Source organism: Cutibacterium avidum ATCC 25577, from assembly GCF_000227295.1.
GTDB classification, from domain to species: domain Bacteria; phylum Actinomycetota; class Actinomycetes; order Propionibacteriales; family Propionibacteriaceae; genus Cutibacterium; species Cutibacterium avidum.
The window spans coordinates 1,659,821-1,673,154 of the sequence record NZ_JH165054.1; the positions used below are offsets into that span (position 1 = coordinate 1,659,821).

13 protein-coding genes and 1 tRNA gene are annotated in these 13,334 nt (G+C 63.4%); 10 read left to right on the plus strand and 4 right to left on the minus strand.

What is annotated here, in order from left to right; translation table 11 throughout:
- The first annotated feature begins 470 nt into the window (after positions 1 to 470).
- Together HMPREF9153_RS12465 and HMPREF9153_RS12950 are read left to right on the plus strand one after the other, a co-directional pair.
- The gene (locus HMPREF9153_RS12465) at positions 471 to 791 is read left to right on the plus strand and encodes a hypothetical protein (RefSeq protein WP_004810841.1); all 321 of its coding nucleotides are present in this window, start codon (positions 471 to 473) and stop codon (positions 789 to 791) included.
- 83 nt (positions 792 to 874) lie between these two features.
- Positions 875 to 1,132, plus strand: a complete 258-nt coding sequence (locus tag HMPREF9153_RS12950; RefSeq protein WP_370882835.1) for an HNH endonuclease — start codon at positions 875 to 877, stop codon at positions 1,130 to 1,132.
- Between the two features lie 378 nt (positions 1,133 to 1,510).
- Here HMPREF9153_RS12950 and HMPREF9153_RS07385 read toward each other — a convergent pair whose 3' ends face one another.
- The 3 genes from HMPREF9153_RS07385 to HMPREF9153_RS07395 form a co-directional block, all read right to left on the minus strand.
- Positions 1,511 to 2,530 (minus strand): magnesium and cobalt transport protein CorA, encoded by a 1,020-nt coding sequence (locus HMPREF9153_RS07385; RefSeq protein WP_036979716.1) that lies wholly within the window; start codon positions 2,528 to 2,530, stop codon positions 1,511 to 1,513.
- A 101-nt stretch (positions 2,531 to 2,631) separates the two neighbouring features.
- Positions 2,632 to 4,116: a uracil-xanthine permease family protein gene (locus HMPREF9153_RS07390; protein ID WP_004810847.1), complete on the minus strand. Its 1,485-nt coding sequence runs from the start codon at positions 4,114 to 4,116 to the stop codon at positions 2,632 to 2,634.
- 84 nt (positions 4,117 to 4,200) lie between these two features.
- A complete protein-coding gene (locus tag HMPREF9153_RS07395) occupies positions 4,201 to 5,730 on the minus strand; it encodes a dolichyl-phosphate-mannose--protein mannosyltransferase (RefSeq protein WP_036902281.1) in 1,530 nt (509 codons plus the stop codon).
- A 114-nt stretch (positions 5,731 to 5,844) separates the two neighbouring features.
- Between HMPREF9153_RS07395 and rsmI the strand changes: the two genes are divergently transcribed.
- The 5 genes from rsmI to HMPREF9153_RS07420 are packed head-to-tail and all read left to right on the plus strand — an operon-like array spanning position 5,845 to position 10,010.
- Positions 5,845 to 6,702, plus strand: coding sequence for a 16S rRNA (cytidine(1402)-2'-O)-methyltransferase (gene rsmI, locus HMPREF9153_RS07400; RefSeq protein ID WP_004810851.1), 858 nt, complete (start codon positions 5,845 to 5,847; stop codon positions 6,700 to 6,702).
- The gene (locus tag HMPREF9153_RS07405) at positions 6,699 to 7,607 is read left to right on the plus strand and encodes a TatD family hydrolase (protein WP_004810854.1); all 909 of its coding nucleotides are present in this window, start codon (positions 6,699 to 6,701) and stop codon (positions 7,605 to 7,607) included. The genes rsmI and HMPREF9153_RS07405 overlap by 4 nt, the downstream gene beginning before the upstream one ends.
- Positions 7,604 to 8,500: a 16S rRNA (adenine(1518)-N(6)/adenine(1519)-N(6))-dimethyltransferase RsmA gene (rsmA, locus tag HMPREF9153_RS07410; RefSeq protein WP_004810856.1), complete on the plus strand. Its 897-nt coding sequence runs from the start codon at positions 7,604 to 7,606 to the stop codon at positions 8,498 to 8,500. The genes HMPREF9153_RS07405 and rsmA overlap by 4 nt, the downstream gene beginning before the upstream one ends.
- 23 nt (positions 8,501 to 8,523) lie before the next feature.
- A complete protein-coding gene (locus tag HMPREF9153_RS07415; protein WP_004810858.1) occupies positions 8,524 to 9,492 on the plus strand; it encodes a 4-(cytidine 5'-diphospho)-2-C-methyl-D-erythritol kinase in 969 nt (322 codons plus the stop codon).
- On the plus strand, positions 9,489 to 10,010 hold the full coding sequence (locus HMPREF9153_RS07420; RefSeq protein WP_004810861.1) for a MarR family winged helix-turn-helix transcriptional regulator: 522 nt from the start codon (positions 9,489 to 9,491) through the stop codon (positions 10,008 to 10,010). The genes HMPREF9153_RS07415 and HMPREF9153_RS07420 overlap by 4 nt, the downstream gene beginning before the upstream one ends.
- On the opposite strand, the gene HMPREF9153_RS07425 is transcribed toward HMPREF9153_RS07420, so the two are convergent.
- Entirely contained in the window at positions 9,992 to 10,624 is a 633-nt protein-coding gene (locus tag HMPREF9153_RS07425; protein ID WP_004810862.1) for a TetR/AcrR family transcriptional regulator, read from the minus strand. The genes HMPREF9153_RS07420 and HMPREF9153_RS07425 overlap by 19 nt on opposite strands.
- Before the next feature lie 130 nt (positions 10,625 to 10,754).
- Between HMPREF9153_RS07425 and HMPREF9153_RS07430 the strand changes: the two genes are divergently transcribed.
- The 3 genes from HMPREF9153_RS07430 (at position 10,755) to HMPREF9153_RS07440 (ending at position 13,190) form a co-directional block, all read left to right on the plus strand.
- Positions 10,755 to 10,833, plus strand: a tRNA-Gln gene (locus HMPREF9153_RS07430).
- 93 nt (positions 10,834 to 10,926) lie between these two features.
- Positions 10,927 to 12,225 (plus strand): bifunctional UDP-N-acetylglucosamine diphosphorylase/glucosamine-1-phosphate N-acetyltransferase GlmU, encoded by a 1,299-nt coding sequence (gene glmU / locus HMPREF9153_RS07435; protein ID WP_021108367.1) that lies wholly within the window; start codon positions 10,927 to 10,929, stop codon positions 12,223 to 12,225.
- On the plus strand, positions 12,222 to 13,190 hold the full coding sequence (locus HMPREF9153_RS07440) for a ribose-phosphate diphosphokinase (RefSeq protein ID WP_004810865.1): 969 nt from the start codon (positions 12,222 to 12,224) through the stop codon (positions 13,188 to 13,190). Before glmU ends, HMPREF9153_RS07440 begins: the two co-directional genes overlap by 4 nt.
- Positions 13,191 to 13,334: the final 144 nt, after the last annotated feature.

A 13,334-nucleotide genomic window follows, 5' to 3' on the forward strand; every position in this document is an offset into this window, starting at 1 on the left:
CGAGAATCGCAACCCCACCGCTAGTAGCAGAGACTGGGGCGGGGCGTAAGGGGGTTGTCGTACGGGCACCCTCGAAAAGATTGGACCGGGTTATGGAGTGGCTAATTGTAATCATTGTGATTGTGGTAGCGGTCGTACCAATTATTAACTTTTGGTATGAATTCGCCGCTATCGTTGGCGCCTAACTCGTTTATCGAATTATACGGTACGGCACGATGGTCCATTACTTCAAGTCGGACAAGTTTCTCTCTCGAGTTAACCAAGTTGAGGAGATTGTGAACGAGCACAACGATATCGTTCAATATGTCGCTGAACTCAACGGTGATGGCTCCCTTGAGGTTGGCATGCAAAAACTGGCGGGAATGCCCATTTTGCCACAACCGAGAACATAAGCCGCCATGCAACCGACGTGACCGGAACGTCGCTCACCTGTCTGAGGTGAACGTTCATAACTGCTCTCTCTCCAGGTTATGAGGAAGGCAACCGAGGACCCCATCAAGTACCTCATCAAGTACTTCGGGATTAGCACTACCGAGGACGAAGTGAGGCGCTTAGAAGGAATAGCAGATCGCATGTCGAGGTTAGAGAACGCTGTCGACAATCTGCACGAAAGCGAGCAAGCGATCGAGACTGACCTCACGCCTCCAAAGTTCATCCTCAAGCACTACCGCAAAGAGTTCATGGATAAAGTAGGCATCGATCTATCTCCAGCTGCTGTCCCTTATTCTGAATACAGGTTTGAGTATGTCAGTGCTGGCGGAACAGCAGTCAGAAGACTGACATTAAAGTGACTACCGATGTCATGGATGAACTGATATCGGCGGTATCGGATAAAGTGAAGTACCGAGCGAGTGTAGCTGGTCAGCGAGCCTTGATGACATCAGCTGTTCGTGAGCGCATTAAGTCTCGGGATAACTACACATGCAGGAGCTGCGGGGTCTCGCTCAGCCAAGAGCCTCACCTGCTCCTTGAGGTTGACCACATTCTCCCCGTCTCCGAGGGTGGCTTGTCGGTTGATGACAACCTTCAAACACTCTGCTGGAGATGCAACAGGTCGAAATCGAACAAGCTGCCAGTAATCGAAGGTCACCAACTGGCTGGCGTCGATGATGGGGAGCCACATCCGGCATGAATCAACGGATCCGGCTGCATTATCAGCCCAGTGAAGCCAGGCACATCCGAGCAACCAGGGGTCAAACGGACATAACAGCCTGGCCCCTGACGTCGTCGTTCGCAGGGGATGTCATATCCCATGGCCATGATTGAGGCATGGATCATACTTGGCGACGACGCGCGACCTCGCTGACTGGCGGCTCGACTGGTAGCGCCTGCCTCACGGCGTTGATGTTAATATCTAGAGCGCACTCCAGCTCAAGCGTGCCTTAGTCCACGGGAAGAGTTCCGTCCGATCAGTGGGTGCTTTGCGCTTCAGATTGAGGCGAATGAGTCGGATCTCACCGTCACCGGGTGTGACCCATTCCTCTTTGTCACACCCCGTGCAGAAGTCAGGTCACAGCCAGTTCTTCTTGTGGAAGATCACGTACAGGATCACACCGCTGGCCACCATGCTGAGCAGACAGTAGAAGTATCCGTATCTCCAGTGCAGTTCTGGCATGTAGTCGAAGTTCATGCCGTAGATTGAACCGATGAGGGTGGGCACGACGAGGATGGCCGCCCATCCGGAGATGATCTTGACGTCCTCGTTGGAGCGTTGGTCGACCAGCGTCGCATTGACCGTCAGGATCTGGGTCAGCAGTTCTCGAATGTCAGTGATCTGGGAGGAGATCCGGGCCAGGTGGTCGGCGACGTCAGCCAGATAGGCCTGCAGCTCGGGTGGCACCTGATGCTTGGCGGACCCGGCGCGCAGGGCAGCGATGATCGGGATGAGCGGGTTGGTGGCGTGCTGCAGGTCGATGGCCTCACGAGACAGGCGGTAGATACGTTCGGGGGCTGCGGAGTCCCCACTGAAGACCTGCCTCTCGATCTGTTCGATGTCGAACTGGATGCCGCTGATGACGGGGAAGGTCTGGTCGACGACGCCGTCGAGGATGGTGTAGAGCACCGACTCCGGACCGTGGCGCAGCAACTCCGGGTCACTGGGAAGACGCGGGGTCCACCTCAGGCTCGACAACTCGTCAGGGATGCGCTGCACGATGACGACGACGCAGTTGCGCTGCTTGATGACCTCGGCCTCGACGAAGGCCACATCCTCCATCGAGTCGATGTAGAACGGCGGGTGCAACACCAGGAACAGGGCATCCCCGTGGCGTTCCAGCTTGGGACGCTGGTGGCCTTCCACCAGGTCCTCGGTCAGCAGTGGATCGAGGCGCATGAGGTCGACAAGGCGCTTGATCTGGGTCCGGTTCGGACTCTGCTCGACGATGATTCCCAGACGCTCGGGGTGGCCGTCCAGCCAGGACAGCGTCGTCTCGACGTCAGCCTGGTGTTCCGGGTCGGCTGGGACTCCCTGCTCGAACCACTTGATGTCGACGATGCCGGGTTTCGTGTCGGCGATTGGTCTGGTTGCCAATGGTGATGCGCCACCATGGGTGCGCGCACTCGTCGTGGCACCGTTCCTTGGCTGGGGTGTTGCTGCCATAGATCGCCTCCTCCGTCATCTGGGCCGCAAGCCTACTGCGTACGGCGTCGATCTCCCTCGTGACGACGACGGTCGTCGGGGGTGTTGTCGTCAACGTACATGCCAGGAGTGTCGAGGATGATGTTCGTGCCTCCGGCCGCGTCGGACAGCTCGTTGGGTGCCAGCCACTTGGCGAGGTGATAGACGCCGACGGTGACGATGGTGCCCAGGGCGATGCCGCCCAGGGTGAAGGAGTCGCTGAACTTCAGCGAGACGTCACCGACGCCGATAATGATGCCGGCTGCCACCGGGACGAGGTTCACCGGATTGCCGAAATCGACGTTGTTCTCCTTCCAGATCTTGGCGCCCAGAAGGCCAATCATGCCGTAGAGGACGACGGTGATGCCGCCCAGTACCCCACCGGGAGTCGCCGAGATGACGGCACCGAACTTGGGGGAGAAGCCGAACAGGATCGCCACGATCGCAGCCACCACATAGGCGGCCGTCGAGTACACCCTCGTTGCCGCCATGACGCCGATGTTCTCCGAGTAGGTCGTCGTCGGGCCCGCACCGAGGAAGGTGGCCAGTATGGAGGTCGCACCGTCAGCGGCGACCGCCCGCCCGACCTGATGATCAAGGTCCTTGCCGGTCATCTCGGCAACGGCCTTGACGTGACCGGTGTTCTCGGCGATGAGGGCGATGACGACCGGCAGGGCCAACAGGATGAAGGCCAGGTGGAAGGCAGGCAGGTGGAACCCAACGACGTTGGTGGCCGCGTAATGGGATCCGTTCTGGGCCTGGGGCAGGTACTTCCAGGTGTCCAGGTTCGTCACCGGGGGCAGGCCGATCCATGCTGAGTCATGCACGGCTGACCAGTCCACTCGTGGGGCGACGGTGCCATCGGCGTGATGAAGCGGACCGAACACCAGATCCTCGATCCACGACAACACGTAACCGATGACCAGGGCCAGGAAAATGGCGATGCGGGAGATGAATCCGCGCGGTCCCACCGACAGTGCGATGACGAGCAACATGACGATGAGCGCGGTCCACTGATCGGTGGGCCAATAGGTCTTGGCAACCACCGGAGCGAGGTTGAAGCCGATGAGCATGACGACGGCGCCAGTCACCGTCGGAGGCAGCACCTTGTGCACCACCCGCGAACCAGCTGCCTGGATGATGATGCCGCAGATGAAGAGGGTCAGGCCCACGCACAACAGTGCGCCCGAGACGTCATTCGGCTTGCCGCCGGATGCGTAGATGGCCGTCGCCACGCCGGGGAAGGCTGCCGAGGAGCCGAGGTAGGACGGCACCTCATGCTTGGTCACGAAGATGAAGACGAGGGTCGCGATACCCGACATCATCACTGCCAGCTGCGGGTTGAGGCCCATGAGGACGGGGAAGACGAAGGTCGCCCCGAACATCGCCACCACGTGCTGGGCTCCCAGCCCGATGGTTCGTCCCCATCCGAGTCTCTCGTCGGGAGCCACCACCTCACCTGGTTCCAGTACACCGCCGTTGTGCAGTTTCCAGATCATGGGCGTCCTTCCGGGTCGGTTCCCTTCCGGACCCTCAGCGTATCGGTCCGACGAGCAGACCCCGCCGGGCGTCCAATGGCCGACTCAGATCCAGGAGCGGAACCACATCCGTGCCAGCCATGCCTTTCGGGTCATGAGACTGTCGGTGAGGACGGGGTAGATGAAGGCGAAATCAGCCGCAACCAAGGCCATGACCGTCCCGACGACGATCGCACCGATGCGGCGTCGGCTGGTGACCTTGGTCGGCCCGAGGATCTGACCGAGCCAGATCGCCAGGATTGTCACCGTGAATGGGATGATGCAGATGGCATAGAAGAAGAACAGCGGACGATCGTCGTAGCGGAACCACGGGATCCACGTCGACATCATGGCGACGATCGGCAGGGTGAACCGCCAGTCACGGGCGAAGATCCACCAGATCACCGCGGCCACCAGGGCGATGGCTGCGAACCACCACAGTACGGGGGTGCCGGTCGCGGAGATGACACGCAGGCAGGTGTCACCAACGGCCTCGCAACCCTGCTGGCCCGGCTTGATGTCGTTGACTGCGTCAATTCCGAGCGGTCGCTGATTGATCAACCATCCGGATGGATTCGAGGCGTAGACGTGGGTCTGCGTCATCATGTACGAGCCGGTGTGGAAGTCGTAGATCTGCTGGTGGTAGTCCCACAGCGCGGCCAACGGCTTTCCGATGACCTTGGACAGGCCCGGATCAGGGTTCGGACCGGCCCAGGATTTTCCGAGAACCATGTGTGGGTAGATCGAGAGCCACCGCGCCCACGTGGCGATGTAGATGCCCACGGCCACGACGACCAGGTAGAGGAAGGCCGGTACCCCGTCGCGCAGGAAGGACCACCACGCCTTCGTGCCCGCACCGGCGAGCCGACGTGCCGACCAGTCCCAGATGACCGAGATGATGCCCATCGTCGCCAGCACGAACATGGAATTCCACTTCGTGGCGCAGGCCAGGCCGAACATGACTCCAGCCACCAGACGCCACGGACGCCACCCCTGGGCTGGACCGAAGATCCCGTCGAGATGGGGTTTGCCGACGGCTCTCAGATGATCTGCCAGATGATGACGGAACCAGTCCCGGTCAGCCGCCACCGCGGACACACCTGCCACCAGGAAGAAGGCCTGGAAGATGTCGAGCAGTCCGACCCGGCTCATGACGAAGGCCAAGCCGTCGAGGGTGAGCAGGATGCCGGCAATGGCGCCCACCATTGTGGACCGGGAAAGACGTCGAGCCAACCGGATCGTCATGAGGACGAGCAGGGACCCGAAGACCACGGATGCGAATCGCCAGCCGAAAGAGTTGAAACCGAACAGTTGCTCCCCGATCGCGATGAGCCACTTTCCCATCGGTGGATGGACGACGAACTCGGCGTCGGGTGTCCAGGTGTTCGTGATTCCTTTGACGATGTCAGCGTTGGCTTTCGCTGCGTCAGGCCAAGTGCCCTCGTACCCCTGCTGGAGCATCGTCCAGGCGTCCTTGGGGTAGTAGGTCTCGTCAAAGACGAGGTTCTTGGGGAAGCCGACATTCCACACCCGCAGCAAGAAAGCCAGTGCGGTGATGAGGGCCGTGACGACCCAGCTCGTGTACTCGTCGCTCATTCGGCCGTCGTCGAGACGCTCGAGGGTCGACAAGGATCTTCTCGCTGCTGCCACATCGCCATGGTAGAGGGTTGGTGAGACGCCACCGTCGGTCCGGCATGGGACGATGGTCGAGTGAGCCAGACACCACCGGGACGAGTCATCCTTGCGGGCACCCCCATCGGGGACCGTCATAGCGCCTCGCCGGCCCTCATCGAGACCTTGCGTGACGCCCGCATCATCGCTGCCGAGGACACACGTCGGTTGCGCGATCTGCTGCGCCGCCTTGACGTCGAGACCTCTGCCCGCGTGGTGTCCTATTTTGAGGGCAATGAATCGGTCCGAACCTCCGAGCTCATTGAGTGTCTTCGTGACGGGGACGACGTCGTTGTCGCCACAGATGCGGGGATGCCCTCGGTGTCCGACCCGGGATACCGGCTCGTCACCGCCGCCATTGAGCACGACATCGTCGTCACCTCGGTCCCCGGACCCACCGCCGTGACGACAGCCCTGGCCATCTCGGGAATGCCGACTGACCGGTTCTGCTTCGAGGGATTCCTGCCGCGCAAGTCGGGGGAGAGGCGTCGTCGTCTGGCTGAACTTGCCGACGAACCGCGCACCACTGTCGTCTACGAGGCTCCCCATCGGCTCGCCGATCTGCTCGACGATGCCGCCGAGGTCCTTGGCACCGACCGACGCGCTGCGGTGTGCCGGGAGTTGACGAAGACCTACGAGGAGGTTCGTCGCGGCGGTCTGGCAGAGCTGGCTGAATGGGCTCGTGAGAACGCCCGCGGCGAGATCACCATCGTCATCGAGGGAGCCAGGGGGAACTCCGTGAGTCTTGACGAGGCCGTCGAGATGGTCGCCGACCTCATCGACGACGGCATCAAGCCGTCCAAGGCCGTCGCCCAGGTGGCACGGGCCACCGGTGTCGACCGACACGAGCTCTACGACGCCGTCCAGAATGCCTCGACCGACCAGGAGGAATCGTGAACGAAGCCATCCGTGAGGTACTGGCCGAGGCTGGCCTGCCGCCCCTGCCCGAGCCATTGGCCGCCCCTCTGGTGGACTCCCACACCCACCTCGACACGGTGGCCGACATCGTCCACCTCGATACCGCCATCAGCCTGGCCGCCGCCCGTGAGGTCGGGGTGACCCACATTGCTCAAATCGGGTGCGACGTGGAGGGGTCCGAGTTCGCCGAGGAACTGGCGCGAACCCATAAGAACGTCATTGCGGCGGTGGCGATCCATCCCAATGACGCCGCCCGTCTGGGGCGCAAGAAGATCGGCGCTGCCCTCAAACACATCGATGACCTCGCCAGCGCCGGCGACCATGTCCGGGCCATCGGAGAGACTGGAATCGACCACTTCGGCACGACCGACGACGAGGGGCAAGCCCTCCAACGAGAGGTCTTCGCCGCCCACATCGCCATGGCCCATGAGCACGGTCTCACCCTTGCGATCCACATGCGTGATGCCCGCAACGGTGGTGAGGGAGACGGTCCGACCCAGGGCCGACAGGCCCATGACGACGTCGTCGACGTTCTCGACTCAGAAGGTTGGCCGGAGCGGGTCATCATGCACTGCTATTCCGGTGATGCCGACCTGGCTCGGATCTGCCTGAGCCACGGGGCGTACCTGTCCTTCTCCGGGACGATCACCTTCAACTCTGCCGGCCCTCAGCGTGACGCCTTGGCGATCGTTCCCGACGACCGCATCCTCGTCGAGACCGACGCGCCGTTCCTCACCCCGGTGCCACGCCGCGGCAAGCGCAACGGCCCTTACCTGCTGCCGCACACCGCCCGTTTCGTGGCACAGCAGCGTGGGTGGGATGAGACGCGCGCCTGCCAACAGCTCACTGACAACGCCTTTTCCGCTTATGGAGGTGCCTGGTGACCGAAACCGGATTGCTCGATCCCGCGTCGATCCGACGCATTGCCGGTCAGATCGGCCTGAGACCGACGAAGACCCGTGGGCAGAATTTCGTCCACGACGCCAACACGGTGCGTCGTATCGTCTCCCTGGCCCAGGTGGGTCCCGACGACCGTGTCATCGAGGTCGGCCCAGGCCTGGGATCACTGACCCTCGGCCTGCTTGAGACCGGCGCCCAGGTCGTCGCTGTCGAGATCGACGAGGTGCTGGCCACCCAGCTTCCCGACACGGTGGCCGAGCGGATGCCCGAGGCTGCCGACAGGCTGGAGGTCATCCTCTCCGACGCCCTCGACGTCGATGCCATCCCCGGCTCCGATCCGACCGCGCTGGTGGCGAACCTGCCCTACAACGTCGCTGTCCCGGTGCTGCTGCACATGCTGGCGATCTGTCCGCAGTGGTCGACGGGTGTCGTCATGGTGCAGTCGGAGGTGGCCGACCGTCTGGTGGCCGCTCCCGGATCCAAGATCTACGGGGTTCCCAGCGCCAAGCTGGCCTGGTATGCCGTGGCGACCCGGGTGGGAAATGTCCCCCCGACGGTCTTCTGGCCGGTGCCCAACGTGGATTCCGGGTTGGTCCGGATCACGAGGAGACGTCCTCCTAAGATCGACGGACGAGCCCCTGAGACCACTCGCTCCCAGGTCTTCCGCGTGATTGACGCGGCCTTCGCGTCCCGTCGCAAGATGCTGAGATCCGCACTGGCTGGACTGTGTGGTGGTTCGGCGGCTGCCTCCGACCTCATCGGCGCTGTAGGGATCGACCCGACGGTGCGCGGAGAGGCCCTTGACATCGTGGACTTGACCCGTGTTGCGGAGGCGTTGGCCCAGGCCGGCGTCCTCGGCGATCCGGGTCAGGTGTGAACTTCTGCCGGTACGGTAAGCACATGATGATGGACGATCCGTTCGACTTGCTCCGTCCCACGACCGTGACGGTGCGGGTCAGCGCCAAGGTCAATCTGGCGTTGGGGGTCGGCAGCCTCGCGCCTGACAGTTTCCACCCGCTGGCAACGGTCTTCGAGGCGATCGGGATTCACGACGAAGTGACGGTGACCCGTCGTGACGACAAACGCATCACCCTCACCGTCTCGGGAGAGGATGCCGACCAGGTCCCCACTGACGAGACCAACCTCGCCTGGCGGGCCGTGGAGATGGTGCGTGAGGAATTCGCCCTGGAGCGGGGGGAGCGCGATCACGGCGTCGATATTCACATCGACAAGTCCATTCCTGTCGCCGGTGGCATGGCAGGTGGGTCCGCTGACGCCGCCGGAGCCCTGCTCGCCGCAGCCGCCCTGTGTCGTCTTCCCGATTCTCCTGAGAGTCTGCAGCCGCTGGCCGCGCAGCTAGGCTCTGACGTGCCCTTCTGTCTCATGGGCGGGGTGGCGCTGGGTCGAGGGCGAGGGGACCGTCTGGCTCCGGTGATTTGCCGTGGCCGTCATCACTGGGTCATCGCCACCTCGAATCAGGGACTGTCCACCCCAGCCGTCTACCGACGTTTCGATGAGATGGGCGGGAACCCCGGGGGCGAGGCAGTTCCCAACGACCTCATCTCAGCCCTCACGCGGGGAGATCTCGACGCGGTCGCGGCCACCATGAGCAATGATCTTCAGGCCCCCGCTGTTGACCTGCGTCCCGAACTCGGCGAGGTGCTGGAAGTCGGGAAGGAAGCTGGAGCTCTCACCGCCCTCGTCTCGGGTTCCGGACCCACCTGCGCCTTCCTCGTGCGCGACGCCGCCGGGGCCAAGAAGGTCAGCGCCGCCGTGTCCGCCCTACCGCAGGTCAATCGCACCAGGACGGCCCGCGGCCCGGCCTCCGGTGCTCAGGTGTTGCCGGGGCCGGTGGGGAGCTTCGCATGACGACCTCCCACCGGCACCAGGACCCGAAGGACGCCGTCGATGTCATCATCGCGGCATGGGCGAGGGAGCGACCCGACCTGCCCGTCGAGGTGATGGAGGTGTGGTCGCGCGTCACCAGGCTGGCACGTCGCCTTGATCGAGACCGCTCCAAGGCATTCTCGCAATGGGACCTGGAGGGCTGGGAATTCGACGTCCTGGCAGCCCTGCGACGCTCCGGGGAGCCATACCAACTCAGCCCCGGGCAGCTCCTCAGCGAGCTTGAGGTCGCCTCGGGGACGATGACGAATCGGATCACCAGACTGTCAGACCGTGGCCTGGTGTGTCGTCTGCCTCACCCCAAGGACGGTCGCGGGGTCATCGTCGAGCTCACCGATGCCGGACGAGATCGGGTCGACGGAGCTCTGGCAGCCTTGTTGGAATCCGAGGGACGTCTCCTCGACTCGATGGACCCGCAGGCCGTCGAGCAACTGGGCCGGGGACTGCGCGCGGTGCTGGCTCGTCAGGAAGAGCTGGACTGATCCTCTTCCCGCTCGCTGTGGCGGGTGAGACGCGGATTTTCCGACACCCGTGCCAGCCCGTTGAAGGCCAGGTCGACGAGGTGAGCGGCGACGACCTCCTTGGCCGGTTCCCGGGTGTCGATCCAGGCCTGTCCTGCCATGCCCACCATCCCGGTGAGTGCCGGGGCATAAAGGGGCGAGAAGGAGGCGTCGAAGCCGTGACGGTTGAAGTTGTCGGCGAGAATCCCTTCCGCCCAGGAAGCGACGTCAGAAAGGATCGAAGCGTAGGAGCCGGTCGTTGATCCGACCGAGGAATCTCGGGAGATGATGCGAAATCCATCGGGGCGATCATCGATGTAGTCCAGCAAGGCCAGCACTGCGGACTCCAGGGTGCGACGTGGTCCCTGCTTCGGGCGGGTCATCGCGGCATTGAGGGAATCCTGCAGCAGGCGCACCTCCCGATCGACGACGACGGCGTAGAGCCCGTCCTTGGACCCGAAGTGCTCGTAGACGACGGGTTTCGAAACTCCTGCGGTGGCAGCGATCTCCTCGACGGAGGTGCCCGCGACGCCGTTGTCGGCGAAGAGACGACGCGCCACGCTGATGAGCTGCTCGCGGCGCTGCCCGCTGGTCATCCGGGCCCGGGGGTGCCTGGAAGGTCGGGATGCGGGCGTCGACGTCATGGCATCGAGCCTACTCAGGCCCGTTGCGTGGCCGAATCGCGGTCCATGCTCTAGGGTTGGGGGGACTCGGTTCGCCGAGCGTTCCCCGGTTGGTCTGCCGGCAGGGCCCGCCTGACTTTGAATCAGGATCAGCGACGCAGGTTCGACTCCTGCCCGGGGAGCTCATCCACCCTGTCGCACCTCCTCACGGTGCGGTGCGACCGCGTGACGGCTACAGTTGGCCCTGCATGCCGCATCCGAACTGGGGGAGCACCGTGACGTCCAGCCCGTCCACTGACCGAACCGAGAACGACGGAGTGGCCGCCGTCATCGTGCTGGCTGCCGGCGGTGGCACCCGCATGAAGTCCTCGAAGTCCAAGCTGCTCCACGAGGTCGCCGGTCGACCCATGCTGTCGTGGGCCATTGGAGCGGCACGCGGACTCAGCCCAGAGCATCTCGTCGTGGTCGTCGGACATCGTCGCGATCAGGTAGAGGCCCATCTAGCTGATGACGCCCCCGACGTCACCACCGCTGTTCAGGCCGAGCAGAAAGGCACCGGCCACGCCGTCGCCTGTGGTCTCGAGGGGCTGGGACAACTTCACGGCGAGGTCGTCGTCACCTATGGTGACGTCCCGATGCTGACCGGAGAAACCCTCCAACAGATGGTCGAGGTCCACCGCGAGCGTCGCAATCTCGTCACCGTCCTCACTGCCGAGGTCGATGATCCCACTGGCTATGGACGCATCCTCCGCGACGGAGAGACCGTCGTCGGGATCGTCGAGCACAAGGACGCCGACGAGGCTCAGAGGGCCGTTCGAGAGATCAACTCCGGCATATACGTCTTTGACGCCGAGGCCCTGCGTGACGGCGTCTCCAAACTGTCCAACGACAACGCTCAGGGCGAGTATTACCTCACCGACGTCGTCACCATGGCTGCCGATGGCACCGTCGAGGTTCCCGGTCGCGGTCGCGTCGGCGCCTTCCGTACCGACGACGTCTGGCAGACCGAGGGAGTCAATGACCGGGTACAGCTGGCCCGTATGAATGCCGAGGTCAACCGACGCATCGTCACCGCATGGATGCGGTCCGGGGTCACCGTTATCGATCCGTCCTCCACCTGGATCCAGCCGGATGTCGATCTCGCCAATGACGTCACCCTGTATCCCGACGTTTTCCTCAGCGGAGCCACGACGATCGCCTCCGGAGCCACCATCGGACCGGATGTCACCGTCACCGACTCCGAGATTCGGGAAGGGGCCACCATCACTCGGTCCGAGATCACCCTCGCGGTCGTCGGTGAGGGAGTGCGCGTCGGCCCGTTCTCCAACATCCGCCCCGGCTCCGTCCTCGACCGCGACGCCAAGGTCGGAGCCTTCGTCGAGACCAAGAACACCCACGTCGGAACCGAGGCTGTCATACCCCACATGGCCTACGTCGGCGATTCCGAGGTGACCGCAGGATCCTCCGTCGTTGCCGGATCCGTCCTCTCCCGGGAGTGCGCCGCTCCCGCCACCGACTCGGACGTCATGTCCGACAGCCAAGACGACACCCTCAACCCGGAGGCTGACCAGTGAGTGGAACCACCCGTCCGAACAACAAGCACCTCATGATCTGCTCAGGACGGGCCTATCCCGAACTTGCCGAGCAGATCGCCGCCGAACTCGGCGTCGACCTCGTCCCCTCGCGTCAGGTCACCTACGCCAACTCCGAGATCTACGTGCAGTTCCAGGAGTCCGTGCGTGGTTGCGACGCTTTCGTCATCCAGTCCCACAGCGCCCCGGTGAACGAGGCCATGATGGAGCAGCTCATCATGATCGACGCCCTCAAGAGGGCATCGGCCAAGCGCATCACCGTGGTTTCCCCGTTCTACCCCTACGCCCGCCAGGACAAGAAGCACCTGGGCCGCGAGCCCATCTCCGCTCGCCTCATGGCCGACCTCTACCAGGCTGCCGGTGCTGACCGGATCATGTCGGTGGACCTGCACGCCGCCCAGATCCAGGGGTTCTTCGATGGGCCGGTCGATCACCTGTGGGCCTTGCCGGTGCTCGCCGACTACGTCGCCTCCAAGTACGACAACTCCGACATGGTCGTCGTCTCCCCGGATGCCGGTCGTGTGCGTCTGGCCGACATGTGGACCGACAAGATCGGTTGTCAGCTGGCCATCATCCACAAGCGTCGCGATCCGAACAAGGCCAACGAGACGACCACCCATGAGGTCGTCGGCGAGGTCGAGGGCAAGACCTGTCTGCTCGTCGACGACATGATCGACACCGCCGGCACGATGTGCCAGGCTGCCTCGGCCCTCAAGAAGCGCGGTGCCAAGCGCGTCATCGCGGCCGCCACTCACCCGATCCTGTCGGATCCGGCTGCTGAGCGCATCAACAATTCCCCGATCGAGGAGCTCATCGTCACCAACACGCTCAGGATCCGTGACGACATCAACATCCCCTCGATGACGGTGTTGTCCATCGCCCCGCTCATCGCGAAGGCGATTCAGGAGGTCTTCGAGGACGGGTCGGTCACCAGCCTGTTCCGCTGACACGACAGCTCAGCCGCCCATGGCACCGCTTGTGCTGTGGGCGGCTTTGCATTTGGGGGACGACGTCGTCGTGCCGTACAGTGGCCCTGCTTGGCGAGGGACCGCAAGGTCCGTGATCGACTGGCCGCCCGATTGGGCATCCTC